At 61.4% G+C, this 24401-nt stretch carries 24 protein-coding genes; 15 read left to right on the top strand and 9 right to left on the bottom strand.

The genetic code is table 11. The features are described from left to right. Nucleotides 1-342 precede the first annotated feature (342 nt). The gene (locus ACODTD_RS27475; protein ID WP_011332326.1) at nt 343-1836 is read right to left on the bottom strand and encodes a CoA-acylating methylmalonate-semialdehyde dehydrogenase; all 1494 of its coding nucleotides are present in this window, start codon (nt 1834-1836) and stop codon (nt 343-345) included. A gap of 76 nt (nt 1837-1912) precedes the next feature. Further along, nucleotides 1913-3262 carry an omega-aminotransferase AptA gene (aptA, locus tag ACODTD_RS27480; RefSeq protein WP_011332325.1) on the bottom strand — a complete coding sequence of 450 codons (1350 nt, stop codon included), beginning with the start codon at nt 3260-3262 and terminating at the stop codon, nt 1913-1915. Between the two features lie 139 nt (nt 3263-3401). Between aptA and ACODTD_RS27485 the strand changes: the two genes are divergently transcribed. The 6 genes from ACODTD_RS27485 to ACODTD_RS27510 all read left to right on the top strand — a co-directional run bounded on the left by ACODTD_RS27485 (nt 3402) and on the right by ACODTD_RS27510 (nt 9791). Continuing rightward, the gene (locus ACODTD_RS27485; RefSeq protein ID WP_007958517.1) at nt 3402-4322 is read left to right on the top strand and encodes a LysR family transcriptional regulator; all 921 of its coding nucleotides are present in this window, start codon (nt 3402-3404) and stop codon (nt 4320-4322) included. Nucleotides 4323-4417: 95 nt separating this feature from the next. Then, the gene (locus tag ACODTD_RS27490; RefSeq protein WP_011332324.1) at nt 4418-5068 is read left to right on the top strand and encodes a TetR/AcrR family transcriptional regulator; all 651 of its coding nucleotides are present in this window, start codon (nt 4418-4420) and stop codon (nt 5066-5068) included. An 8-nt stretch (nt 5069-5076) separates the two neighbouring features. Beyond that, nucleotides 5077-5658, top strand: a complete 582-nt coding sequence (locus tag ACODTD_RS27495) for an IMPACT family protein (protein WP_489105392.1) — start codon at nt 5077-5079, stop codon at nt 5656-5658. A gap of 537 nt (nt 5659-6195) precedes the next feature. Then, nucleotides 6196-7746 carry an ABC transporter ATP-binding protein gene (locus ACODTD_RS27500; RefSeq protein WP_489105393.1) on the top strand — a complete coding sequence of 517 codons (1551 nt, stop codon included), beginning with the start codon at nt 6196-6198 and terminating at the stop codon, nt 7744-7746. A gap of 12 nt (nt 7747-7758) precedes the next feature. After that, nucleotides 7759-8865, top strand: a complete 1107-nt coding sequence (locus ACODTD_RS27505) for an ABC transporter permease (RefSeq protein WP_011332321.1) — start codon at nt 7759-7761, stop codon at nt 8863-8865. Next, nucleotides 8865-9791 (top strand): ABC transporter permease, encoded by a 927-nt coding sequence (locus ACODTD_RS27510; RefSeq protein ID WP_201817359.1) that lies wholly within the window; start codon nt 8865-8867, stop codon nt 9789-9791. The genes ACODTD_RS27505 and ACODTD_RS27510 overlap by 1 nt, the downstream gene beginning before the upstream one ends. Here the strand turns inward: ACODTD_RS27510 and ACODTD_RS27515 are convergent. Further along, complete coding sequence (locus ACODTD_RS27515; RefSeq protein ID WP_201817357.1) at nt 9788-10204, bottom strand: hypothetical protein; 417 nt, start codon at nt 10202-10204, stop codon at nt 9788-9790. The genes ACODTD_RS27510 and ACODTD_RS27515 overlap by 4 nt on opposite strands. A gap of 83 nt (nt 10205-10287) precedes the next feature. On the opposite strand from ACODTD_RS27515, the gene ACODTD_RS27520 reads away from it, so the two are divergent. The 3 genes from ACODTD_RS27520 to ACODTD_RS27530 all read left to right on the top strand — a co-directional run bounded on the left by ACODTD_RS27520 (nt 10288) and on the right by ACODTD_RS27530 (nt 12904). Next, complete coding sequence (locus ACODTD_RS27520; protein WP_074689712.1) at nt 10288-10638, top strand: MerR family transcriptional regulator; 351 nt, start codon at nt 10288-10290, stop codon at nt 10636-10638. A 27-nt stretch (nt 10639-10665) separates the two neighbouring features. Beyond that, a complete protein-coding gene (locus ACODTD_RS27525; protein ID WP_074689711.1) occupies nt 10666-11361 on the top strand; it encodes an SDR family oxidoreductase in 696 nt (231 codons plus the stop codon). Nucleotides 11362-11545: 184 nt separating this feature from the next. Then, nucleotides 11546-12904 (top strand): 8-oxoguanine deaminase, encoded by a 1359-nt coding sequence (locus ACODTD_RS27530; RefSeq protein WP_285358607.1) that lies wholly within the window; start codon nt 11546-11548, stop codon nt 12902-12904. 137 nt (nt 12905-13041) lie between these two features. Here the strand turns inward: ACODTD_RS27530 and ACODTD_RS27535 are convergent, their stop codons facing one another. Next, a complete protein-coding gene (locus ACODTD_RS27535) occupies nt 13042-14133 on the bottom strand; it encodes a calcium:cation antiporter (RefSeq protein WP_039773223.1) in 1092 nt (363 codons plus the stop codon). A gap of 287 nt (nt 14134-14420) precedes the next feature. Between ACODTD_RS27535 and ACODTD_RS27540 the strand changes: the two genes are divergently transcribed. The 3 genes from ACODTD_RS27540 (at nt 14421) to ACODTD_RS27550 (ending at nt 17552) form a co-directional block, all read left to right on the top strand. Further along, nucleotides 14421-15494 carry a BMP family ABC transporter substrate-binding protein gene (locus ACODTD_RS27540; protein ID WP_201817352.1) on the top strand — a complete coding sequence of 358 codons (1074 nt, stop codon included), beginning with the start codon at nt 14421-14423 and terminating at the stop codon, nt 15492-15494. Nucleotides 15495-15551: 57 nt separating this feature from the next. Beyond that, complete coding sequence (locus ACODTD_RS27545; RefSeq protein WP_236197481.1) at nt 15552-16517, top strand: isopenicillin N synthase family dioxygenase; 966 nt, start codon at nt 15552-15554, stop codon at nt 16515-16517. 81 nt (nt 16518-16598) lie between these two features. After that, nucleotides 16599-17552, top strand: a complete 954-nt coding sequence (locus ACODTD_RS27550) for an adenosine deaminase (RefSeq protein ID WP_285358612.1) — start codon at nt 16599-16601, stop codon at nt 17550-17552. A gap of 49 nt (nt 17553-17601) precedes the next feature. Here the strand turns inward: ACODTD_RS27550 and ACODTD_RS27555 are convergent, their stop codons facing one another. From ACODTD_RS27555 to ACODTD_RS27565, 3 genes are all read right to left on the bottom strand, one after another. After that, entirely contained in the window at nt 17602-18981 is a 1380-nt protein-coding gene (locus tag ACODTD_RS27555; protein WP_285358614.1) for an MFS transporter, read from the bottom strand. Nucleotides 18982-19106: 125 nt separating this feature from the next. After that, nucleotides 19107-19841, bottom strand: coding sequence for an ArsR/SmtB family transcription factor (locus tag ACODTD_RS27560; protein WP_011332310.1), 735 nt, complete (start codon nt 19839-19841; stop codon nt 19107-19109). A 305-nt stretch (nt 19842-20146) separates the two neighbouring features. Next, complete coding sequence (locus tag ACODTD_RS27565; protein ID WP_221615448.1) at nt 20147-21076, bottom strand: LysR family transcriptional regulator; 930 nt, start codon at nt 21074-21076, stop codon at nt 20147-20149. Between the two features lie 117 nt (nt 21077-21193). On the opposite strand from ACODTD_RS27565, the gene ACODTD_RS27570 reads away from it, so the two are divergent. The 3 genes from ACODTD_RS27570 (at nt 21194) to ACODTD_RS27580 (ending at nt 22872) form a co-directional block, all read left to right on the top strand. Then, nucleotides 21194-21487, top strand: coding sequence for a putative quinol monooxygenase (locus tag ACODTD_RS27570; RefSeq protein ID WP_011332308.1), 294 nt, complete (start codon nt 21194-21196; stop codon nt 21485-21487). Nucleotides 21488-21518: 31 nt separating this feature from the next. Beyond that, nucleotides 21519-22532 (top strand): zinc-binding alcohol dehydrogenase family protein, encoded by a 1014-nt coding sequence (locus ACODTD_RS27575; RefSeq protein ID WP_011332307.1) that lies wholly within the window; start codon nt 21519-21521, stop codon nt 22530-22532. 166 nt (nt 22533-22698) lie between these two features. Beyond that, complete coding sequence (locus ACODTD_RS27580; protein ID WP_011332306.1) at nt 22699-22872, top strand: hypothetical protein; 174 nt, start codon at nt 22699-22701, stop codon at nt 22870-22872. Between the two features lie 8 nt (nt 22873-22880). Here the strand turns inward: ACODTD_RS27580 and ACODTD_RS27585 are convergent, their stop codons facing one another. Next, entirely contained in the window at nt 22881-24086 is a 1206-nt protein-coding gene (locus tag ACODTD_RS27585) for a multidrug effflux MFS transporter (RefSeq protein WP_108559457.1), read from the bottom strand. A 116-nt stretch (nt 24087-24202) separates the two neighbouring features. Next, entirely contained in the window at nt 24203-24400 is a 198-nt protein-coding gene (locus ACODTD_RS27590; protein ID WP_285358625.1) for a heavy-metal-associated domain-containing protein, read from the bottom strand. Nucleotide 24401: the final 1 nt, after the last annotated feature.

A 24401-nucleotide genomic window follows, 5' to 3' on the forward strand; every position in this document is an offset into this window, starting at 1 on the left:
TCGTTAGCGGGAGGCGAATTCTACAGCGTTACACGCTGCTGTCAACACCTCTTTTCTCCGCTTTCGACCGAGAAGATCGAACCGTTGAAAGCACCCAACAAACCGGAACTTCCAACTCCTTCCAGGCTTCGATGAACTGAAGCGACCCACGCTCGAAACCTACTTAACTTATTGAATCTCAAGAAGTTTTCCGTTTCGACTGCGCCGGAAGTGGGGCGAATTATAGAGACTCAGAATCTGCCGTCAACCCTTATTTTCACAATTCTGTCATATCGGTCAAAAAAGCCCTGAAACGCGAAGGCCGACCTTGAAAGGTCGGCCTTCTTTGCACTGCCTTTCTACTTACAAGCTAGGGAATGCAAACTGCGAAGCCTCATGGCTCGCACGCTGCGGCCAGCGCTGGGTGATCGCCTTGCGACGGGTGTAAAAGCGCACGCCATCCGGACCGTAGGCATGCAAGTCGCCGAACAACGAACGCTTCCAGCCGCCGAAGCTGTGGTAAGCCACCGGCACCGGCAATGGAACGTTGACCCCGACCATGCCGACTTCGATCTCGTCGCAGAACAGACGCGCCGCTTCACCGTCACGGGTAAAGATGCAGGTGCCGTTGCCGTATTCGTGATCGTTGATCAGCTGCATCGCCTCTTCCAGGCTGTTCACCCGGACGACGCACAGCACCGGCCCGAAGATCTCTTCTTTATAGATGCGCATTTCAGGAGTGACGTTGTCGAACAGGCAGCCACCCAGGAAGAAACCTTCTTCATGACCGGCAACGCTCAGACCACGACCGTCGACCACCAAGGTCGCACCCGCCGCCACGCCGTCCTCCACATAACCGCTGACCTTGTCGCGCGCCTGACCGGTCACCAGAGGCCCCATGTCCAGACCACACGAAGTGCCGGCACCGATTTTCAGCGCCTTGATCTGAGGAACCAGTTTGGCCACCAGTGCGTCCGCCACCTGATCGCCCACACACACGGCCACCGAAATCGCCATGCAGCGTTCGCCGCAGGAACCGTAAGCCGCGCCCATCAGCGCGCTGACTGCGTTGTCCAGATCCGCATCCGGCATCAGCACCGCGTGGTTCTTCGCGCCGCCCAAGGCCTGCACGCGCTTGCCGCGTTTGGTGCCTTCCGCATAGATGTACTCGGCAATCGGTGTCGAACCCACAAAGCTCAGCGCTTTGACTTCCGGCGCTTCGATCAGCGCGTCTACCGCAGTCTTGTCACCGTGCACGACGCTCAGCACGCCTTTCGGCAGACCGGCTTCCAGCAACAGTTGTGCGATCAGCAGGGTCGAGCTCGGATCACGCTCGGAGGGTTTGAGGATGAAGCAGTTGCCGCAGACGATCGCCAACGGATACATCCACAGCGGCACCATCGCCGGGAAGTTGAACGGCGTAATGCCGGCCACCACGCCCAGCGGCTGGAAGTCCGACCACGCATCGATGTTCGGGCCGACGTTGCGGCTGTACTCGCCCTTGAGGATTTCCGGCGCTGCGCAGGCGAACTCGACGTTCTCGATACCGCGCTTCAGTTCACCGGCAGCATCTTCCAGGGTCTTGCCGTGTTCTTCGCTGATCAACTGCGCGATGCGTGCTTCGTTCTGCTCCAGCAGTTGCTTGAAACGGAACATCACCTGGGCACGTTTGGCCGGTGGCGTATTGCGCCAGGCCGGGAACGCAGCCTTGGCGGCATCGATGGCGTGCTGGATGGTTTCGCGGCTGGCCAGCGGCAGCTTGTGGATAGCCTGACCGGTGGACGGGTTGAACACATCGACCGCGCGACCGTTCTCGGTCACCAGTTCGCCATTGATCAAATGCGGGATAACGCTCATCGGGGAACTCCTGAATTCTTGTGCGCAGACGCCCGCAAGGGGCGCCTGCCATTGGCTTATCTATATAGAAGGAAAATCAGTCGAGCTTGTTCAGCACTTCGCCGACCGCGTCGAACAGACGATCAAGGTCCTGCGGCTTGCTGTTGAAGGTTGGGCCGAACTGCAGGGTGTCGCCACCGAAGCGCACGTAGAACCCGGCTTTCCACAGCGCCATACCGGCTTCGAACGGACGCACGATGGCGTCGCCGTCACGGCCCGCAATCTGGATCGCACCGGCCAGGCCGAAGTTACGAATGTCGATGACGTTCTTCGCGCCTTTCAGACCATGCAGGGCATTTTCGAAATGCGGTGCGACTTCGGCCACGCTCTGCACCAGGTTTTCCTTTTGCAGCAGGTCGAGTGCCGCCAGGCCCGCGGCGCAAGCCACCGGGTGTGCCGAGTAGGTGTAGCCGTGCGGGAATTCAACGGCGTATTCCGGGGTCGGCTGGTTCATGAAGGTCTGGTAGATCTCGGAGCTGGCAATCACCGCGCCCATAGGGATCGCGCCGTTGGTGACTTGCTTGGCGATGCACATCAGGTCCGGGGTCACGCCGAAGGTGGTGGCGCCGAACATGGTGCCGGTACGGCCGAAGCCGGTGATCACTTCGTCGAACACCAGCAGGATGTTGTGTTGATCGCAGATTTCACGCAGACGCTTGAGGTAGCCCTGTGGTGGAACCAGCACGCCAGCGGAACCCGCCATAGGCTCAACGAACACCGCTGCGATGTTCGACGCATCGTGCAGTTCGATCAGCTTCAGCAGCTCATCGGCCAGGGCGATACCACCCTGCTCCGGCATGCCACGGGAGAAAGCATTGCTCGCCAGCAAAGTGTGCGGCAGGTGATCGACATCCATCATCGCCTGACCGAACAGCTTGCGGTTGCCGTTGACGCCGCCAAGGCTGGTGCCGGCGATGTTCACACCGTGATAGCCACGGGCGCGGCCGATCATCTTGGTCTTGGTCGACTGGCCTTTCAGGCGCCAGTAAGCACGGACCATTTTCACCGCGGTATCGGCGCACTCGGAACCGGAGTCGGTGAAGAACACGTGATTCAGGTTGCCCGGCGTCAGGTCGGTGATTTTCTCCGCCAGCTGGAACGACAGCGGGTGGCCGTACTGGAAGCCCGGCGAGTAATCGAGGGTGCCCAACTGTTTGGCCACCGCTTCCTGGATTTCCTTGCGGGTATGCCCGGCGCCGCAGGTCCACAGACCGGACAGCGAGTCGTACACCTTGCGGCCCTTGTCGTCGATCAGCCAGCTGCCTTCGGCACCGACGATCAGACGCGGGTCGCGCTGGAAGTTGCGGTTGGCGGTGTACGGCATCCAGTGCGCGTCCAGCTTCAGTTGGCTGGCCAGTGGCGACGGCGCGTTTTCAGGCATGTTCATCGGGCAAAACCTCGCAGGGCAATAAGCTTCAGAGCGATAGAAAGCGTTGTTGCAGCTAAATTGCCACGGGGATAAAGTCGTTGAAATTCAACTCTTCTAACCTTCAGTTAGAACTCTGCTAAACAATGAGAACAACAGTATGAGCAGCCGCCGCCCCGATCCGCTGGCCCAGGTCAGTGACTTTGACATTCGCCTGCTGCGGATTTTTCGCAGCGTGGTGGAGTGCGGTGGCTTCTCGGCGGCGGAAACCGTACTCGGCATCGGTCGCTCGGCGATCAGCCAGCAGATGAGTGATCTGGAACAACGTCTCGGCCTGCGTCTGTGCCAACGCGGGCGCGCCGGTTTCTCCCTGACCGAAGAAGGCCGCGAGGTCTATCAATCGGCGTTGCAGCTACTAAGTGCACTGGAAAGTTTCCGCACCGAGGTCAATGGCCTGCACCAGCACTTGCGCGGCGAGTTGATCATCGGCCTGACTGACAACCTCGTCACCCTGCCCCACATGCGCATCACCCACGCATTGGCCCAATTGAAGGAACGCGGGCCAGACGTGCAAATCCAGATCCGCATGATCGCCCCCAACGAAGTCGAACAAGGTGTGCTCGACGGCCGCCTGCATGTCGGCGTGGTGCCGCAGGCCAGCGCATTGTCGGGACTGGAATATCAGCCGTTGTACAGCGAGCGCTCGTTGCTCTACTGCGCAGTTGGTCATCCGTTGTTTTACGTTGACGATAAACAGTTGGATGACGAGCGCCTCAACAGCCAGGACGCCATCGCCCCGACCTTCCGTTTGCCAGCGGAGATCCAGGCGCACTATCAGGCGCTCAATTGCACCGCCAGCGCATCCGACCGTGAAGGCATGGCGTTCCTGATTCTGACCGGGCGTTACATCGGCTATTTGCCGGATCACTATGCCAGTCTCTGGGTTCAACAAGGTCGCTTGCGCGCGCTCAAGGCCAGTACCCGCTTCTATGATTTGAGCCTTGCCTCGGTTACCCGCAAGGGCCGTCGCCCTCATCTGGTACTGGAAAGTTTTCTCGAAAGCCTCGCCGCCACCCGCTGACGACCGGGGTTTTATTCGCCCGGGGCTTGTCCCGCGCCGGTGGTTGCGCTATCAACGCAACTGGTTGCACCCCACAGACAAACCCGGAAGTGCCTATGACCTTTGAAGTCCCAGCCCACGGCGGCAAACCCGCCAGCCGCATTCGTCAGAAGAACGAAGAGACCATCATCAAAGCCGCCGAAGACGAGTTCGCCCGTCACGGGTACAAAGGCACAAGCATGAACACCATCGCCACCAAGGCCGGACTGCCCAAGGCGAACCTGCATTACTACTTCACCAACAAGCTCGGGTTGTACGTGGCGGTGCTGAGCAACATCCTTCAATTGTGGGACAGCACCTTCAATACCCTGACGGCCGAGGACGATCCGGCCGAAGCGCTGACCCGCTACATCCGCGCGAAAATGGAATTCTCCCGTCGCCAGCCGCAAGCGTCGCGGATCTTCGCGATGGAAGTGATCAGCGGCGGCGAATGCCTGACCGAATATTTCAATCAGGATTACCGCGCCTGGTTCCAGGGCCGCGCCGGCGTGTTCCAGGCCTGGATCGACGCGGGCAAGATGGACCCGGTCGACCCGGTGCACCTGATCTTCCTGTTGTGGGGCAGCACCCAGCATTACGCCGACTTCGCCACCCAGATCTGCCGGGTGACCGGTCGCAGCAAGTTGACCAAACAGGATATGGAAGACGCCGGCAACAACCTGATCCGCATCATCCTCAAAGGCTGCGGCCTCACTTCTTCTATATAAGTCGTTTTATGCCATTCACCCTCAGCGGCTTTTGCGAATTCCGCGAAGAGATTCGCAAAAGCCGCTTCATCACCTTCGCCGCGCCGATCACCAGCCCCGCTGAGGCGCAAGCCTTCATCGAGCAGCACAGCGACTTGAACGCTTCGCACAATTGCTGGGCGTGGAAACTCGGCGATCAGTACCGCAGCAACGACGACGGCGAACCCGGTGGCAGTGCCGGGCGGCCGATCCTCGCAGCCATCGAAGCGCAGGACTGCGATCAGGTCGCGGTGCTGGTGATCCGCTGGTACGGCGGCATTCAGCTGGGCACCGGCGGCCTGGCCCGGGCCTATGGCGGCGGCGCCAACAAGTGCCTGCAAGCCGCGCCGAAGATCGAGTTGATCAGCCGCGTGCCCGTGCATTGCGCCTGCGCCTTTGGCGAACTGGCGCTGGTAAAGCTGCGGGTCGCGGACCTGGGCGGACTGGTGGTGGAAGAAAACTTCACCGCCAACGGCGTCGAATTGCAACTGGCCGTGGGCGAAGCGCACATCGAGTTGTTGCAAACTCAGTTGGCCGATCTGAGCCGTGGGCGAATCCTGCTGCAGCGTTGAAGCCCCGCCATGTTTTAGGGCACAAGCCGATTTGCTTATACCCGAGACTTGCCCACATCCGCTGTGCACCCGGCTGTGGATAACCTGAGCACAGGAGGCTGTAACCCTTCTGTCACGTGGCTTTGCGGGATTTGCTCACTTTTCGTCCAATCGCCCATCACAATGAACAATTTCACGTAAAAACAATCGCTTAGCGTTGTTTATCGCCTTTAGAAGAAAGCCCGCCAGTGCTTATGCCCGGGATTTTTTCTTGCGCACAAATACTGTGGAGCAACCTGTGGATAAGCCGTTCATGGCTGGCGCAGTCGCAGGTTCTGCATGGCTTCGGCGCGGTTGCTCGTTTTTTGATCAGCCAGTTGCGGGCAAAACTGGAGCCTGATCAAAGGCTTTGCCCTCAAGTGGTGCCGTGCAGGCAACCGAATTCGATTCACAGGCTCTACGCCACAGGCTGGCAAACAGCAGCCACCTGCGTTCCTGACTCAATGGCCAGGAAATTGCTTTATCCACAGGCACAACTCCAAGCGACCCGAGCCTGTCATGCCAAACCCCACGTCCACACCGCAGCTGCAACTGCGCCAAATCAGCAAACGTTATCCCGGTTGCCTTGCCAATGACGCCATCGACCTGAGCATCGGCCGCGGTGAAATCCACGCGCTGCTCGGTGAAAACGGTGCAGGAAAAAGCACGTTGATGAAGATCATCTACGGCGTCACCCAGGCCGATTCGGGTGAGATGCTGTGGCAGGGTCAACCGGTGATCATGCGCAACCCGGCCCAGGCGCGGCAGTTGGGCATCGGCATGGTGTTCCAGCATTTCTCGCTGTTCGAGACCTTGAGCGTGGCGCAGAACATTGCATTGGCGATGGGTGCAGCGGCCGGTTCGCCGAAACAGCTTGAGGCGAAAATCCGTGAAGTGTCGCGCCGATATGGCATGGCGCTGGAACCCCAGCGACTTGTCCACAGCCTGTCGATCGGCGAGCGGCAACGGGTCGAGATCGTGCGTTGCCTGATGCAGGACATTCGCCTGCTGATTCTCGATGAGCCGACCTCGGTGCTCACGCCGCAGGAAGCCGACGAGTTGTTCATCACCCTGCGCCGACTCGCGGCCGAGGGCTGCAGCATTCTGTTCATCAGCCACAAACTCGGCGAGGTGCGCGCCTTGTGCCACAGCGCCACGGTGCTGCGTGGTGGGCGAGTGGCCGGGCATTGCGTACCGGCCGACTGCACTGATCGGCAACTGGCGCAATTGATGGTGGGTGACGCCGCGACCTTGATCGGCGACTTTACAAAGGTCACCGGTGGCGCGGCGTTTCTGCAGGTCAACGGTCTGAACTGGCACAACCCGGACCCCTTCGGCTGCTCCCTGAGCGACATCGATCTACAGGTGCGCAGCGGTGAAATCGTCGGCATTGCCGGCGTGGCGGGCAACGGTCAGGACGAATTACTGGCTTTGCTCAGCGGCGAACAGACACTGCATCGCGACACAGCGAAAACCATCCGCTTCCGAGAACACGCCGTCGCCGATCAGCGCCCGGATGCGCGACGCAAACTCGGCCTGGCCTTCGTCCCCGCCGAACGCCTCGGGCATGGCGCGGTGCCGGACATGAGCCTGGCGGACAACGCCCTGCTCACCGCCTTTCAACAAGGCCTGGTCAGCCACGGCTTGATCGAGCGCGGCAAGGTCGAAGCCCTGGCACAAACGATCATCCAGCGCTTCGGCGTGAAAACCCCGGACACCCAGACCGCCGCCCGCAGCCTGTCCGGCGGCAACCTGCAGAAATTCATCCTCGGCCGGGAAATCCTCCAACAACCGAAACTGCTGATCGCCGCGCACCCGACCTGGGGCGTGGATGTCGGCGCGGCGGCCACCATTCACCGCGCGCTGATTGCCCTGCGCGATGCCGGGGCGGCGATTCTGGTGATCTCTGAAGACCTCGACGAACTGTTCCAGATCAGCGACCGCCTCGGCGCGCTGTGCGGCGGGCGCCTGTCGGCGTTGCAGGACACGGCGCAAACCCGCCTCAGCGACGTCGGCGGCTGGATGGCCGGCCAGTTCGACACCCCTCAATCACAACCGGCCACGGCTTAACGGAGTTTTTCCATGTTGCTTTCCCTCGAACCCCGTGGCCGGCAATCGCGCCTGATGCTCTGGTGCTCGCCGGTGCTGGCGGCGGCGCTGACGCTGGTCTGCGGATCTTTGCTGTTCGTCGCCCTCGGTCACGACCCGCTGAAAACCCTGCACACGTTGTTGATCGCCCCGGTCAGCGACCTGTATGGCGTCTCCGAACTGCTGGTCAAAACCCTGCCGATCCTCTTGTGTGCGTTGGGCCTCGCAGTGGCTTATCAGGCGCGGATCTGGAACATCGGCGCCGAAGGCCAGTTGCTGCTCGGTGCGTTGGCCGGCAGTGCGCTGGCGGTGAACATCATCGATCTGCAAAGCCGTTGGGCGCTGGTGCTGATCCTGCTTACCGGTACCTTCGCCGGCGCCGCGTGGGCCGGGCTCACCGCCTGGTTGCGCACATGCTTCAACGCCAACGAAATCCTTACCAGCATCATGCTCAATTACATCGCGCTGAACCTGTTGCTGTTCTGCGTACACGGGCCGCTGAAGGATCCGGCCGGATTCAACTTTCCCGAGTCGGCAATGTTCAGCGACGCCAGCCGCCTGCCACTGTTGATGGAGGACGGTCGGGCACACATCGGCGTGTATTTCGCCTTGCTCGCGCTGGTCGCGGTGTGGGTGTTGTTGCAGAAAAGCTTCGTCGGTTTCCAGATCAAGGTGCTGGGCCTGGACAAGCGAGCCGCAGGGTTTGTCGGGTTTCGCGAGAAGCGGCTGATCTGGCTCGCACTGTTGATCAGCGGTGGATTGGCCGGGCTTGCCGGTGTCTGCGAAGTCACCGGGCCGATCGGTCAACTGGTGCCACAGGTCTCGCCGGGCTACGGCTACGCGGCGATCACCGTGGCGTTTCTCGGGCGGCTCAATCCGATCGGCATTCTGTTTTCCAGCCTGTTGATGGCGCTGCTGTACATCGGTGGCGAGAGTGCGCAGATGACGCTGAATCTGCCGCAGGCAATCACTCAGTTGTTCCAGGGAATGATGCTGTTTTTCCTGCTGGCCTGTGACGTGCTGATCCTCTATCGGCCACGTCTTAACCTGCGCTGGGTGCGGCGCACTTCTACCACCGCCGTAACCGCCGGAGCGCTGTGATGGATATCGATCTGTTGAGCAATATTTTCTACGCCATGGTGCGCTGCGGTACGCCACTGCTATTGGTGGCGCTGGGTGAATTGATTTGCGAGAAGAGCGGCGTACTCAACCTAGGCCAGGAAGGGATGATGCTGTTTGGCGCGGTGATCGGTTTCATCGTCGCGTTCAACAGTGGCAACCTGTGGCTCGGTGTGGCGCTGGCGATGCTCGCCGGGATGCTGTTGTCGTCGCTGTTTGCTCTGGTGGCGCTGGTGTTCAACGCCAATCAGGTGGCGACCGGGCTGGCGCTGACGATTTTCGGCGTCGGCCTGTCGACCTTTGTCGGCGCGGCGTGGGTCGGCAAACCGCTGGCGGGATTCGAGCCGTTGGCGATTCCATTCTTGAGTGAAATCCCGCTGATCGGCCGCATGCTGTTTGCCCAGGACCTGCTGGTTTACCTGTCATTCGCGCTGTTTGCGCTGGTGGCGTGGGTGATCGTGAAAAGCCGTGTCGGGCTGATCATTCAAGCGGTCGGCGAGAACCCGGATGCGGCGAGTGCCATGGGTTTGCCGGTGCTGACCGTGCGCACACTGGCGGTATTGTTCGGCGGGGCGATGGCCGGTTTGGCCGGGGCATATCTGTCGCTGGCTTACACGCCGATGTGGGCCGAGAACATGACCGCCGGACGCGGCTGGATTGCCCTGGCGCTGGTGGTGTTCGCCAGTTGGCGGGTATGGAGGTTGCTGCTCGGCGCGTATCTGTTCGGACTCGCCAGCATCCTGCACCTGGTGGCGCAGGGGTTGGGGCTGGCGATTCCTTCGAGTCTGCTGGCGATGTTGCCGTACGTCGCGACCATTCTGGTGCTGGTGCTGTTGTCGCGCGATGCAGTGCGTACACGGCTGTATGCGCCGGTATCACTGGGGCAGCCGTGGCAGGCCGGGCACTAAGCCGTTACGGCTCGCGACAGCGACCGAACCGGCAACGCCTGAGCAATGCCCCATGCCACTTCGAGAACCAGGAATCCCACCACCAACAAACTGGCGCCGTGGGCCACGGCATACGTCATCCACGCGGCGAACAGAAATCGCGTCACCGCGTCATAGCGCCCATAAACCGGCTGCGGATCACGAATCCGCAGCACCGCCCACATGCACACCACCGAACCGAACAAATTGGCGATCAACAGATGCGCAGGTTCGAACGGCGGCAGCTCGCCGGGCAGCTCCAGCGCCTGACTCAGCGCCGTCAGCAACCCGTGCAACACAGCAAAACTCCACGGTGTGACAAACGCCGCCGTCACGATCAAGTCATACCAGGCGCTGCCGCGCACCACCTGCCGATACTGCGTTGAAGTCCACATCATCCTTGCTCCGAAAATTCAGGGAGCAACCACGGTAAAGCCTGGAGTATGCTCCAGGGTCAAACACTTTCGAGACCTGCAAGATGCGCATCGGTGAGTTGGCCCAGGCCTGCGATGTCAGCCGTGACACGCTGCGTTTTTACGAGGAGCGCGGATTGATCGCGGCGCAACGCAGCGCCAACGGTTATCGCGACTATCCGCCGGAGATGGTGCAATTGGTGCTCTACATCAAAACGGCGCAGCGTCTGGGCTTTACTCTCGGCGAGATCGGCAGCAGCGTTGGCGCGCTGTGGCAATCGCCAAATCCTGACACCACCGTCACGCAACTGCTGCAAGACAAACTCAAGCTGGTCGAAACCCGCATGGCCGAACTCGGCGAGCTGCGCCTCGAATTGCAGCATCGGCTCGGTCAACGCTGTCCATTGAACCCGTGATCTTTCAACTTTCAAGGAAAGCCCGTCATGTCCGCACTTAATCCTGCCAAGCACGCACTGATCATCGGCGCCTCCCGGGGCCTGGGCCTGGGACTGGTGAAAACCCTGCTGGCCGACGGCTGGCAAGTCACCGCCACGGTTCGCAATCCTTCCAATGCCGAGGCTCTCGAAGCTCTGGGCAACGTGCAGATCGAAAAACTCGACATGGACGACCAGCAAGCGGTGATCGCCCTGAGCCAGAAGCTCAAGGGCCAGACCTTCGACCTGCTGTTCGTCAACGCCGGGGTCAAAGGCCCCGAAGTGCAGACCCCGGGCGGCGCGACGCTGGCGGAAGTCGGTCAGTTGTTCTTCACCAACGCGGTGGCACCGATCAATCTGGCCCAGCGCTTTGTCGGGCAGATCCGCGACGGCAGTGGCGTGCTGGCGTTCATGAGTTCGGTGCTCGGCAGCGTGACCATGCCCGACGCGCCGGAACTGGCGCTGTACAAGGCAAGCAAAGCGGCGCTGAACTCGATGACCAACAGCTTCGTCACGCAGTTGGGCGAGCAGAAACTTACGGTGCTGTCGCTGCATCCGGGCTGGGTGAAAACCGACATGGGCGGTGAAGGTGCCGACATCGACGTGGAGACCAGCACCCGTGGCCTGGTGGATCAGGTGGATGCGTTCGCCGGCAAGGGCGGCCATCACTTCGTGAACTACAAGGGTGAAACCATTCCCTGGTAATCACTGGACCCTGTGGGGGGCTTGCCTCCGCAGGGTTATGCCGGTGTCTGGTCGGGTTGGGCTTGCCCGTCGCAACATTTTGTTCGAAACTCCGCACCTCGCCCCTCGCGGCGACCCTGGATCAGCAGACAGGGCAACACTGAGCTGGCAACCCTGAACCCCACTTTCAGAGGAGCCGGCCACAATGCCTGCGACCCGTACCTGGTTAAAAAATCCCCTCGCCATTTTCACGGCCAACGGTCTCGATGCCCGTGGCGGTCTGGTGCTGCAAGACGGTGTGATCACCGAAGTGCTCGGCGCCGGTCAGCAGCCATCGACCCCATGCAATCAAGTGTTCGATGCCCGTGAGCACGTGATCCTTCCGGGCCTGATCAATACCCATCACCACTTCTATCAGACCCTGACCCGCGCCTGGGCGCCGGTGGTCAATCAGCCGTTGTTCCCGTGGCTGAAAACCCTGTATCCGGTTTGGGCGCGCCTGACGCCTGAAAAACTTGCCCTCGCCAGCAAAGTCGCACTGGCCGAGTTGCTGTTGTCGGGGTGCACCACCGCTGCCGATCACCATTACCTGTTCCCGGATGGCCTGGAAAACGCCATCGACGTGCAAGTCGAAACCGTGCGTGAACTGGGCATGCGCGCCATGCTCACCCGTGGTTCGATGAGCCTCGGCGAGAAGGACGGCGGTCTGCCGCCACAACAGACCGTGCAGGAAGGCCAAGTAATTCTCGACGACAGTCAGCGTCTGATTCACGAGTACCACGAACGTGGCGACGGCGCGCAGATCCAGATCGCTCTGGCGCCGTGCTCGCCGTTCTCGGTGACCCCGGAAATCATGTCCGCCAGCGCCGAACTGGCGAACAAACTCGATGTGCGCCTGCACACTCACCTCGCCGAAACCCTCGACGAAGAAGACTTCTGCCTGCAACGCTTCGGCCTGCGCACGGTGGATTATCTGGACAGCGTCGGCTGGCTCGGCCCGCGCACGTGGCTGGCCCACGGCATCCATTTCAACCCCGACGAAATCGCCCGTCTCGGCGCGGCGGGCACCGGTATCTGTCATTGCCCGAGCTCGAACATGCGTCTGGCGTCCGGCATCTGCCCGAGCATCGAACTGACCGATGCCGGCGCGTTGTTCGGTCTCGGTGTGGATGGCTCGGCGTCCAACGATGCGTCGAACATGATCCTCGAAGCGCGTCAGGCCCTGTACATCCAGCGCTTGCGTTACGGCGCCGAGAAGATCACTCCGGAACGTGTGCTGGGCTGGGCGACCAAGGGTTCGGCGAGCCTGCTGGGTCGCACCGACATCGGTGAACTGGCGGTCGGCAAGCAGGCGGATCTGGCGTTGTTCAAGCTCGATGAACTGCGCTTCTCCGGCAGCCATGACCCGATTTCGGCGCTGCTGTTGTGCGGCGCGGACCGGGCGGATCGGGTGATGGTCGGCGGCAAGTGGCGTGTGGTTGACGGGCAGGTTGAAGGTCTGGATCTCAAAGGCCTGATTGCCGATCACAGCCAGGCGGCTCGGCAGTTGATTGCCGGTACCTGATCCAAGCGGAAGTCTCTGATCGTTCCCACGCTCTGCGTGGGAATGCAGCCATGGACGCTCTGCGTCCGACGTTGGGACGCAGAGCGTCCCGGTATGCATTCCCACGCGGAGCGTGGGAACGATCGGTCAACGATCAATTACAACCCAAGCAGCGACAACATGATGAACGTCGCAAACAGCACAAAGTGGGTCATGCCCTCGATGGCATTGGTCTCCCCGTCATTGAGGTTGATCGCGCTGACGATCAGCGTGATGAAGATCATCACCGTCTGCACCGGCGTCATCGCCATCTGAAACGGCTGCCCGGTGTAGAGCGCCATCGCCTCCATCACCGGCACCGTCAGGATCACCGTCGACAACGAAGCCCCCATCGCAATGTTGACCACCGACTGCATACGGTTGGCCAACGCCGCGCGCAACGCGGTCAGAATCTCCGGCGCCGCGGAAATCGCTGCCACCAGAATCGCCGTGATCACCGGTGGTGCGCCCGTCCCTTCCAGGCCCAGATCGAGGGTCTTGGACATCACCTCGGCCAGTGCGCCGATCACCACCACACCGAACACCAGAATGCCGATCGACAGCGCCAGGCTGACCGGTTTCGGCTCTTGTTCCACCGGCTCTTTCTTGCGGCGTTTGTCCGGGTAGCTGTAGCTGAAAAAGTAGCTGTGCGGCCCGACCTGCATGCGCAGGAACAACGCATAAAGCACCACCATCGCGCCGATGGTGAAGGCCGAATAGATTTTCCAGTTGGCCTCGGGAATGAACTCCGGCACCACCATCGACACGCCCATGGCGGTGAGAATCATCACGCTGTAACTGCGGGCCGAATCGTCGTTGTAGGACTGCTCGCCATGCTTGATCCCGCCCATCAGCGCGGCGAGGCCGAGGATGCCATTGATGTCGAGCATCACCGCCGAATAGATCGTGTCGCGCACCAGTGTGGCCGAAGCTTCGTTGCTCATCATGATCGCCAGGATCACCACTTCCACCAGCACGGCGGCGAGGGTCAGGATCATCGTGCCGTACGGATCGCCGACTTTTTCCGCGAGCAGTTCAGCCTGATGGGCAACGCGCATCGAGGCGGCGACGATGAAGGCGATCAGCACCAGCCCGGCCGTCAGCGCGACAAACTGGCCACTGTGCAGCAGCCAGTGCTCCAGCGGATACGCAACACAGGTGGCGATGACGGCCAACAGCAGAAAGCTTTCTTGCTTGAGGATGGTGAACATGACGGGCCTTTTTGCCGAAGAGTGCGAATGAGCTACTGACTGCGGGGTGGCGCTAACGTTTCGTTACACCTTAGCGCACCAGTGGATGGCAGCTTTATCTACGCCTGCACTTTTATTGGACTTTACGGCCTCTTCGCGAGCAAGCCCGCTCCCACAGGGATCGCGGTGCTTTTGTGGGAGCGGGCTTGCCCGCGATGGGCGCGCCTCGGTTTCAAGCCAGATTGTTGTCCGCTTGGTCAGCCTTTTGCATTGCCCTCCCCACACACAACAAAAGGGAGTTCGCGTTCATGCAAAACCGTCCACTGCAAACACTGCTGTGCATCGCCATGGGCCTTGGCCTCAGCCTGAGCGCCAGTGCCGCCGATCCACTGAAAGTCGGCTTCGTCTACATCGGCCCCATCGGCGACCACGGCTGGACGTATCAGCATGAACAGGGGCGCAAGGCGCTGGCGGAAAAACTCGGCACGCAGATCACCACCAACTACGTGGAAAACGTCGCCGAAGGCGCCGACGCCGAGCGGGTGATCCGCAACATGGCCAAGGACAATTACGACCTGATCTTCACCACCTCGTTCGGCTACATGAACCCGACGGTGAAAGTCGCCAAACAGTTTCCCAAGGTGACCTTCGAACACGCCACCGGCTACAAGCAGGACAAGAACCTCGGCACCTATCTCGCGCGTACCTACGAGGGCCGTTACGTCGGTGGTTTCCTCGCGGCGAAGATGACCAAGAGCAAAAAAATCGGCTACGTCGCCTCGTTCCCGATCCCGGAAGTGATCCGTGACATCAACGCCATTCAACTGGCCTTGAACAAGTACAACCCCGGCACCGAAATCAAAGTGGTGTGGGTCAACTCGTGGTTCGACCCGGGCAAAGAGGCCGACGCGGCCAACGCGCTGATTGATCAGGGCGTGGACGTGGTGTTCCAGCACACCGACAGCCCGGCGCCGATCCAGGCTGCCGAGCGACGCGGTGTGTATGCCGTGGGCTACGCTTCGGACATGGCGCACTTCGGCCCGAAAGCGGTGCTGACTTCGATCGTCAACGACTGGGCGCCGCACTACATTCAGGCGACCCAGAGCGTGATCGACCACAACTGGAAATCCCAGGACTACTGGGGCGGGTTGAAGGAAGGCACAGTCGAACTGCCGATCAGCGATCTGGTGCCGGCACCGGTGAAGGCCGAAGCCGAGCAGATCATCGCTGACATCAAGAGCGGCACCCTGCAACCGTTCACCGGGCCGATCAAGGATCAGGCCGGGGCCGAGAAAATCCCGGCGGGGGTCAGCGCCACCAACGCCGAACTGGCGTCGATGAATTACTACGTCGAAGGCATGAAGGCCGAGATGCCGAAGTAATCCACCTGCCCCTGACCGCTCCCTCTGCATCGGAGCGGTCGCTAACGAGCATTCGAAATGAACCAACTTCCGATCATCGACATCTCGCCGCTCTACTCCGACGACCAGAACGCCTGGCCGGCCGTCGCCGAACAGATCGACCACGCCTGCCGCGAATGGGGCTTCTTCTACATCAAGGGGCATCCGATTTCTGCGCAGCGCATTGCATCCCTGCTCGATCACGCGCAACGCTTCTTCGCGCTGCCGGAAGCAGAAAAGCTCAGGATCGACATCACCCAGACCCGTCATCACCGCGGCTACGGGGCCATCGCCACCGAACAGCTCGACCCGGACAAACCCAGCGACCTCAAGGAAACCTTCGACATGGGCCTGCATCTGCCGGCCGATCATCCCGAGGTGCTGGCAGCAAAACCCTTGCGTGGCCCCAACCGTCATCCTGCCATTCCCGGCTGGGAAACGTTGATGGAACAGCACTACCTCGACATGCAAGCGCTCGCGCAAACCCTGCTGCGCGCCATGACGTTAGCGCTGGGCATCGAACGCGACTTCTTCGACACGCGCTTCAACGAGCCGGTCAGCGTGCTGCGGATGATCCACTACCCGCCGCGCCACACCGCCAGTTCCGCCGAACAGCAAGGTGCGGGCGCGCACACCGATTACGGCTGCATCACGCTGCTGTATCAGGACGCGGCCGGCGGCTTGCAGGTGAAAAACGTCAAAGGCCAGTGGATCGACGCACCGCCCATCGACGGCACCTTCGTGGTCAACCTCGGCGACATGATGGCGCGCTGGAGCAACGACCGTTATCGCTCGACCCCGCACCGGGTGATCAGCCCGCTCGGGGTGGATCGCTACTCGATGCCGTTCTTCGCCGAACCGCACCCGGACACCCGTATCGAGTGCCTGCCCGGTTGCCAGGACGCACAGCATCCGGCGAAATATCCGACCACCACCTGCGCCGAATTCCTGCTGTCGCGCTTCGCCGATACCTACGCCTATCGACGGGAGCAGGAAGCGGTGTGATGGATCGGTTGGTCAGGTTTTGCCAATTGTTTCGGCGGGCATCTGTAGAATGCTCGCCATTGCACCTGATGAGAAAAGAATATGTACGACTGGCTCAACGCCCTGCCCAAGGCCGAACTGCACCTGCACCTCGAAGGCTCGCTGGAGCCCGAGCTGCTGTTCGCCCTGGCCGAACGCAACAAGATCGCCCTGCCGTGGAGCGACGTCGAAACCCTGCGCAAGGCTTACGCCTTCAACAACCTGCAGGAATTCCTCGACCTGTATTACCAGGGCGCCGACGTGCTGCGCACCTCCCAGGATTTCTACGACCTGACCTGGGCCTATCTGCTGCGCTGCAAAGAACAGAACGTGATTCACACCGAGCCGTTCTTCGATCCGCAGACCCACACCGACCGTGGCATCCCGTTTGAAGTGGTGCTCAACGGCATCGCCGCCGCGCTGAAGGATGGCGAGCAGCAACTGGGCATCACCAGCGGTTTGATCCTGAGCTTCCTGCGCCATCTGAGCGAGGAAGAAGCACAGAAAACCCTCGACCAGGCGCTGCCGTTCCGTGATGCGTTTGTTGCGGTAGGTCTGGACAGTTCCGAAATGGGCCACCCGCCGAGCAAGTTCCAGCGCGTGTTCGACCGTGCCCGTCATGAAGGTTTCCTGACCGTGGCTCACGCTGGCGAAGAAGGTCCGCCGGAGTACATCTGGGAAGCCATCGACCTGCTGAAAATCCAGCGCATCGACCATGGCGTACGCGCCATCGAAGACGAGCGTCTGATGCAGCGGATCATCGACGAGCAGATCCCGCTGACCGTGTGCCCGCTGTCGAATACCAAGCTCTGCGTGTTCGATCACATGTCCCAGCACAATATCCTCGACATGCTCGAGCGTGGCGTGAAGGTCACGGTGAACTCCGATGACCCGGCGTACTTCGGCGGTTATGTCACCGAGAACTTCCATGCGCTGCACGAACATCTGGGCATGACCCAGGATCAGGCCAAACGCCTGGCGCAGAACAGCCTGGATGCGCAGTTGGTGAAACCGTAACAGCACAAGGCCGTTCGAACACACCCGTGTTCGAACGGCTTTTCAGTTCTCAGCGCACAACCGCTTCAGTCAACTCTTCCAGCGTCTTGCCCCGGGTCTCCATCCCGAACAGCCACACCACCCCCGCCGCAATCGCAAAGCACAATGCCCCCAGCGCAAAAACCCCGCCCTGCCCGGTGATCGGGAACACCAGCCCGGTGACCAATGGCCCGAGCAGAGAACCTACGCGTCCAATGGCCGAGGCGAACCCCGAGCCCGTCGCTCGCGCCGAGGTCGGATACAGCTCCGGCGTATAGGTGTAGAGCACCGCCCACATGCCGAACAGGAAAAACTGCATCAACAGCCCAGTACCGATCAGCAGCGCCACGTTGCCGCCAAACACAGCGCTTTGTCCGTACAGAAACGCCATCACCCCGCCGCCAAGCAACGTGACGATGCACACCGGCTTGCGGCCCCAACGCTCCACCAGCCAGGCCGCCATCAGGAAGCCGGGAATCCCGCCGAGGGAAATCAGCACGGTGTAATACACCGACTGAGTCACGGCAAAACCCGATTGTTGCAGCAACGCGCTGAGCCACGAGGTCAGGCCGTAAAAACCGAGCAACGCGAAGAACCACAGGCTCCAGATCATCGTCGTGCGCTGGCGATACAGCGGCGACCAGATCTGTTTGAGCGCCGAAAGGAAATGGCCCGGAGGTGTCACGCTTCGCGGCAGGCGAACCGGCTCCGGCAATGCGGCACCACCGAGTGAGGCCTGTACCCGCGCCTCGATGCCGCGTAAAACCTTGTCCGCCTCGTCATGCTTGCCGGCCTGTTCCAGCCAGCGCGGCGACTCGGGAATGAAAAAGCGGATCGCCAGGACGAACACCGCCGGCACCGCCAGCACCAGAAAGATGTCGCGCCAGCCAATCAATGGCAGCAGGAAATACGACAGCACCCCGGCAGCCACAAAACCCAGCGGCCAGAAACCGTCCATCAACGCGATATAACGACCCCGACGCTGGGCGGGGATCAACTCCGACAGCATCGACTGGGCAATCGGAAACTCCATGCCCATGCCGATTCCCAGCAGAATGCGAAACAGCGTCAGGCTCTCGACCGTCTGCGCCGTGGAACACAGGTAACTGGCCAGCCCCCACAGGACGATGCTCCACTGGAACACCGGTTTGCGACCGAACCGATCAGCCAACAGACCGGACAGCGACGCCCCCAGCACCATGCCGAAAAAACTCGAACTGGCCAGCAGGCCGGCCTGCGCACTGCTCAGGCCGAACTCGGCTTTGATCGAGCCGAGCAGGAAAGTCATCATCGCCAGATCCATGGAGTCGAAGAAAAACGCCAGGGCGATGATGATGAAGATGATCCGGTGATAACCGCTGACTGGCAGGCGCTCCAGTCGATCTGCCGCGCTGAAGTTTCCCGTGTCCATACCACCTCCTCAATCCGAAAAGTCCCCGGATCGAGTGTGCGCGATAGCGGTTGCGCGCCTGTGCCAGATGCGACGTGTTCGCAGCCGTTGGCGACGCCAGTAGCACATCAGTGGAAGAGAACGCTCTACAACGCCATTTCCAGCTCGGTTTCACAGGCAAATCGATGAATTTCCCGCTGGCCCGCCGCCGTCAATTGCAGGGCACGGGAATCGTTGGGCAGCACCAGCCACCCCGACTGCATGAACAACTGCAGCAATGCCGCCCCCAGTGATCCGCCCATGTGCGGGCGACGCTCGCTCCAGTCCGGGCAGGCACACGCCACCTGGACGTTGCGATGGGCCAGCGCCTGGATGTACACACCGCGCCCAGCCAATTGTGTCGAGCCTTTGTGCGTCACGACCACCCGGTTTTCAAGCTGCTCGATCCAGCCGGCGTCGAGCAGTCGCTGGTACAGGTCGGCGGCCAGCGTTCCCCCCAGATGGTCGTCGCAAAACCGGGCGCGCAGCAGTGACGAGGGGGCGGCCTGGGGTCTGACGGCCGGCGAGGCACGCTTGAACACGGCAGGGATTTCTCGCGGAGCGCTGGCCAGAGTGGCGCTGGCCAGGGCTTCGATGGCCGCACCGATTTCGGGCGCCGCCAGGCGGAAGAAGCGTTTGCGGCCGCGCGCCTCGACCTTCAACAGACCGCCAGCGGACAAGCGCCCCAGATGCGCACTGGCTGACGACGGAGAAAGCCCCGCCAGCAACGCCAGTTCCTCGGTCTGCCGCGCCGAGCCATCCATGAGCGCCCACATCATTGCGCTGCGTTTGGGATCGGCCAGCAACGTGGCGATCTGGCTGATGCAAGGTGCATGTTCCATCTATTCACTCCCTGTTGAATCGTATCGTCTACAGCTCATAGACATCTTGACCAGTAATCAGTCGTCGGCCAAGGCGCGCAAAAGACCTTGAGCCGAAGCGAGGCAGCGCGCCGCAGCGAGAAAACCGCAGCAATGTCGCAACCCTCGTCCCTACCCGGACGGTTGCGGTCTGATCGTTCTCGCATCGGCCTTTTGGTACGGGCATCAGGCGGCCGCTAGTATAAGCGGGTTGCTCGCTGCGTCCTCTGCCGGAGCGCCCGTGGCTGGTGATTGTTCCTGAGAGAAATTTCGCTATTTACCTGCGACTAATGATCAGTCTCCGTGAAAACGGGAAATCGGCTACTCAATTCGGCGCAACGACTGGCGAGCATTTCCCTCAGAAGGTTCACCGGCTTACTCAATTGTGCGCGATGGGCGCACAGCAGATTCAGCGGAGCGCGTTCGCAGAGCAACTCCGGCAACAGCACTTTCAGCCGTCCCGCCAGCACATCACCGGCCACATCGAGCCAGGACTTGTAAGCGATGCCGGCTCCCGCCACCGCCCACAGGCGAACCACATCGGCGTCGTCACTGAAGCGGTCGCCACTGACGGTCAGGCCGACCTCGCGCCTGCCGTCATGAAAACTCCAATGGTCATGTACCCGGCCGCCGAGCATGTACAGCAGGCAGTTGTGCTGCGCGAGTTGTTCCAGATGCAGCGGCTCGCCGTGCCTGGCCAGGTAGGCGGGGGATGCGCACAGTACCCGTCGGTTGTGCGGGGCAATCGGCAACGCCACCAGGCTCGAATCCTCCGGCTCGCCGTAGCGCAAGGCGATGTCTACCGGCTGGCGAAACAGATCAGCGATGCGGTCACCCAGCAGCAGACGTACCGTCAGCTTCGGGTGTTCGTGCTGAAAATCATCGAGCCACGGCAACAGCAGGTTGCGACCGAAATCCGAAGGCGCCGACAGCTGCAGAATCCCGCTGACCTGATCCTGCCCGCTGGCCAGCAGACGCCGACCCTCATCAAGGTTGCTCAGCGCCGCCCGGGCGTACTCGAGAAACCCCTCGCCTTCGGCCGTCAGCCGCAAACTGCGAGTGGAGCGTGCCAACAGCCGCGCGCCCAGTTGCTGTTCTATACGTTTGAGCGCGGCACTGGCCACGGCGGCGGACATGTCCATCACCCGCGCCGCCGCCGACAGACTGCCCAGATCCGCCGCCCGGACAAACAACTGCAAGTCATCGAAACGCAGCATTCCTAGCCCCGATTATCAAAAAAATATTGAAAGAGACTGCTCTTTTAGCCGGTTTTATCTCCGGCAGAAATAGCCAATCATGCCATCCATCGAATTCATCCCGTCCCGGAGTCGAACATGTCCCAGCCTTTCACCGCCATCGCCACCCTGATTGCCCGACCTGGCCAGCAAGACGCCCTCGAACAGCACCTGCGTGCCCTGATCGAACCGACCCGCGCCGAAGCCGGTTGCGGTCAGTACGAACTGCACCAGGATCTGGCCAATCCGCTGGCCTTCTACATGATTGAGCAGTGGGCCAGCGACGAAGCCCTGCAAGCCCACGATGCCAGCGCCCATATCCAGCATTTCCGCAGCCAGGCCGAGGCGTTCCTCGAACACTTCGAACTCAAGCGTCTGCGCGTCATCGCCTGAAGCCTTCCTTTATTCACTTTCGGAGTTCTCCATGAAAGCTATCGCCTATTACGCCTCGCTCCCGATCAGCGACGAAAAATCCCTGCAAGACATCGAACTGCCGGAGCCGGTTGCCGGCCCGCGCGACTTGCTCGTCGAAGTCAAAGCGATTTCGGTCAACCCGGTCGACACCAAGGTTCGCCAGAACGTCGCGCCGGAAGGCGGCGCCGCCAAGGTGCTGGGTTGGGACGTGGCTGGTGTGGTCAAGTCGGTCGGCAGTGAAGTGACCCTGTTCAAGGCCGGCGACAAGGTGTTCTACGCCGGCTCCATCGCCCGGGCCGGTGGCAACAGCGAATTGCACGTGGTGGATGAGCGGATTGTCGGCCACATGCCGAAAACCCTCGGCTTCGCCGAAGCCGCCGCCCTGCCGCTGACTGCGATCACGGCCTGGGAGCTGTTGTTTGAACGGCTACAGATTCGCGAAGGCAACACCGATGAAGACCAGAGCCTGCTGATCGTCGGCGCGGCCGGCGGCGTCGGTTCGATCCTCACCCAACTGGCCAGCCAGTTGACCGGACTCAAGGTGATCGGCACCGCCTCCCGCCCGGAGACCCGTGACTGGGTGACGGAGCTGGGCGCTGATCTGGTGATCGATCACAGTCAGCCGCTGAGCGAGGAACTGAAACGCACCGGTGTCACTCACGTGACCCATGTCGCCAGCCTGACCCAGACCGAACAACATCTGGATCAACTGGTCGAGGCCCTGGCGCCGCAAGGCAAACTGGCGCTGATCGACGATCCGAAGGCGCTGGACGTGACCAAGCTCAAGCGCAAGAGCCTGTCGCTGCACTGGGAGTTCATGTACACCCGCTCGCTGTTCGAAACGCCGGACATGATCGAGCAGCACAAACTGCTCAACCGGGTGGCCGGGCTGATCGACAGCGGAACGTTGAAAACCACAGTCGGCGAACACTTCGGCACAATCAACGCAAGCAACCTGCGCCGTGCCCATGAATTGCTGGAAAGCGGCAAGGCCAAGGGGAAAATTGTTTTAGAAGGTTTCTAAAACTCGCGAGACCGCAGCCTTCTCCAGCCTCCGATGTGGCTGGCTCGGGGGCTGCGGTCGCGTTTTGCCGTCAGTCAGATGCTTGACCCTTGTCACAATTGCGATCGTATTCAGGACTACAATCGAGTCCTCTGCGATGCAATCTTTTACGTCCGGGAGGTCAGCAATGAAGATCCTGATAAAAGAAGTGGCAAAGTCCCAATGGCAAGTTCGTCTCGACCAGCACGCCGTGACCTTCCGCAGTGAGGCCGAGGCCCGCGCCTTCACTCGCACCCTCGAAGCGCGTATTTGCGCGCCCCATCAGATTCCCGACCTCGGCCAGCAACGCGCTGTCGGCTGAGGCTTTCGTTACTGGATTTCGGCCTGCGCCTTTGCCAGCGCCCGGGCATTCTGCATGCGCCGGGTGAGTGTCGCCGCGCAGACGACCAACAGACCGCACAGGCTGATGACCATGGCCATCGGCACGGCGCTGCCATCGTGCAGGATGCCCACCAGCGCCGAAGCCCCGGCGGCGACGCTGAATTGCATGCTGCCGAGCAACGCTGAAGCACTGCCGGCGCGACCGCCCTGCCCGTTCATCGCACACGCCGCCGCATTGGGGCTGATGCAGCCAAGGCTGGCCACGCAGATGAACAGCGGAATCAGCAGTGGCCACAGGGCCTCGGTGTGCAAGGCGCTGACCGCGAGCAGCGTCAGCCCGGCGGCCAGGTAAACCCAGACCGCCCGTGACAGCAGAAAGGCCGGACCGCGCTTGGCCAGCAGGCGCGCATTGACCTGTGCGACCAGAATGAACCCGGCCGCGTTGGTGCCGAACAGCCAGCCGAAATGCTCGGCCGGTACGCCATACAGCTTGATGAAAATGAACGGGGAGCCGGCGATGTAGGCAAACATCCCGGCAATGGCGATGCCGCCGGTCAGGGCATGCCCCATGTAGACCGGATCGGCCAGCAGCCGGCCGTACTGACGCAGGGCACCAGACAACGGCTGACGCGGAACATGCGCCGGCAGACTTTCCGGCAGGCCGAGGGCCACCGCCAGCCCGGCGAGGGCACTGAACGCTGTCAGCACCAGGAAGATCGACTGCCAGCCCGTGGTGTTGACCAGCAGACCGCCGAGCATCGGCGCCAGAATCGGTGCCAGCCCCATCACCAGCATCAGTTGCGAGAAGACTTTTGCCGAACCCACCGCATCGCACTTGTCGCTGACCACCGCCCGGGCAATCACCATCCCCGCGCAACCGCCCAGCGCCTGCACAAGCCGCGCTCCGATCAGCCACTCCAGGTTCGGCGCGTAGGCGCAGGCCACTGACGCCAGCGTGAACAGCGTCAGACCGATCAGCAACGGAATCCGCCGTCCGAAACGATCCGCCACCGGCCCGTAAGCCAGTTGACCAATGGACAGACCAAAGAAGTAAGCCGACAGCGTCAGCTGAACGTCTTTCTCATCGGTGCCGAACGCCAGCGCCATGGTGGGAAAGGCGGGTAGATAGAAGTCGATCGCCAACGGACCAAAAGCGGTCAGGGCACCGAGAATCAGAAGGGTACGGAAGTTCATCAGGCGTCCAGTTCGGGCGGCGGTTGGTTGGGCAGTCGGACTGACTATGCAGCCCGACAGTCTAGCCGCGCGAGGACGCCTTGAACATTCCGGTAGCTCGCTAACTATTAAAAAGATCAGGCGAGTTTGATGGCGTAGCCTTCTTCGCTGATCGCCTCGATCACCTGCTCGGCACTCAGCGCACTTTCGACGCCGACCTCCTTCCCCGCCAGATCGACCCGCACGCTGGCGGCCGGATCCTTGCTCTGCACCGCCTGAGTGACGGCTTTGACACAGTGACCGCAGGACATGCCTTCAACAGTGAACACTTGCATG

It is taken from the genome of Pseudomonas sp. FG35 (assembly GCF_057809295.1).

Coding starts and splice junctions, on each gene's coding strand:
- ACODTD_RS27475 (WP_011332326.1), bottom strand. CDS start 1,836: ATGAGCGTTATCCCGCATTTGATCAATGGCGAACTGGTGACCGAGAAC.
- aptA (WP_011332325.1), bottom strand. CDS start 3,262: ATGAACATGCCTGAAAACGCGCCGTCGCCACTGGCCAGCCAACTGAAG.
- ACODTD_RS27485 (WP_007958517.1), top strand. CDS start 3,402: ATGAGCAGCCGCCGCCCCGATCCGCTGGCCCAGGTCAGTGACTTTGAC.
- ACODTD_RS27490 (WP_011332324.1), top strand. CDS start 4,418: ATGACCTTTGAAGTCCCAGCCCACGGCGGCAAACCCGCCAGCCGCATT.
- ACODTD_RS27495 (WP_489105392.1), top strand. CDS start 5,077: ATGCCATTCACCCTCAGCGGCTTTTGCGAATTCCGCGAAGAGATTCGC.
- ACODTD_RS27500 (WP_489105393.1), top strand. CDS start 6,196: ATGCCAAACCCCACGTCCACACCGCAGCTGCAACTGCGCCAAATCAGC.
- ACODTD_RS27505 (WP_011332321.1), top strand. CDS start 7,759: ATGTTGCTTTCCCTCGAACCCCGTGGCCGGCAATCGCGCCTGATGCTC.
- ACODTD_RS27510 (WP_201817359.1), top strand. CDS start 8,865: ATGGATATCGATCTGTTGAGCAATATTTTCTACGCCATGGTGCGCTGC.
- ACODTD_RS27515 (WP_201817357.1), bottom strand. CDS start 10,204: ATGTGGACTTCAACGCAGTATCGGCAGGTGGTGCGCGGCAGCGCCTGG.
- ACODTD_RS27520 (WP_074689712.1), top strand. CDS start 10,288: ATGCGCATCGGTGAGTTGGCCCAGGCCTGCGATGTCAGCCGTGACACG.
- ACODTD_RS27525 (WP_074689711.1), top strand. CDS start 10,666: ATGTCCGCACTTAATCCTGCCAAGCACGCACTGATCATCGGCGCCTCC.
- ACODTD_RS27530 (WP_285358607.1), top strand. CDS start 11,546: ATGCCTGCGACCCGTACCTGGTTAAAAAATCCCCTCGCCATTTTCACG.
- ACODTD_RS27535 (WP_039773223.1), bottom strand. CDS start 14,133: ATGTTCACCATCCTCAAGCAAGAAAGCTTTCTGCTGTTGGCCGTCATC.
- ACODTD_RS27540 (WP_201817352.1), top strand. CDS start 14,421: ATGCAAAACCGTCCACTGCAAACACTGCTGTGCATCGCCATGGGCCTT.
- ACODTD_RS27545 (WP_236197481.1), top strand. CDS start 15,552: ATGAACCAACTTCCGATCATCGACATCTCGCCGCTCTACTCCGACGAC.
- ACODTD_RS27550 (WP_285358612.1), top strand. CDS start 16,599: ATGTACGACTGGCTCAACGCCCTGCCCAAGGCCGAACTGCACCTGCAC.
- ACODTD_RS27555 (WP_285358614.1), bottom strand. CDS start 18,981: ATGGACACGGGAAACTTCAGCGCGGCAGATCGACTGGAGCGCCTGCCA.
- ACODTD_RS27560 (WP_011332310.1), bottom strand. CDS start 19,841: ATGGAACATGCACCTTGCATCAGCCAGATCGCCACGTTGCTGGCCGAT.
- ACODTD_RS27565 (WP_221615448.1), bottom strand. CDS start 21,076: ATGCTGCGTTTCGATGACTTGCAGTTGTTTGTCCGGGCGGCGGATCTG.
- ACODTD_RS27570 (WP_011332308.1), top strand. CDS start 21,194: ATGTCCCAGCCTTTCACCGCCATCGCCACCCTGATTGCCCGACCTGGC.
- ACODTD_RS27575 (WP_011332307.1), top strand. CDS start 21,519: ATGAAAGCTATCGCCTATTACGCCTCGCTCCCGATCAGCGACGAAAAA.
- ACODTD_RS27580 (WP_011332306.1), top strand. CDS start 22,699: ATGAAGATCCTGATAAAAGAAGTGGCAAAGTCCCAATGGCAAGTTCGT.
- ACODTD_RS27585 (WP_108559457.1), bottom strand. CDS start 24,086: ATGAACTTCCGTACCCTTCTGATTCTCGGTGCCCTGACCGCTTTTGGT.
- ACODTD_RS27590 (WP_285358625.1), bottom strand. CDS start 24,400: ATGCAAGTGTTCACTGTTGAAGGCATGTCCTGCGGTCACTGTGTCAAA.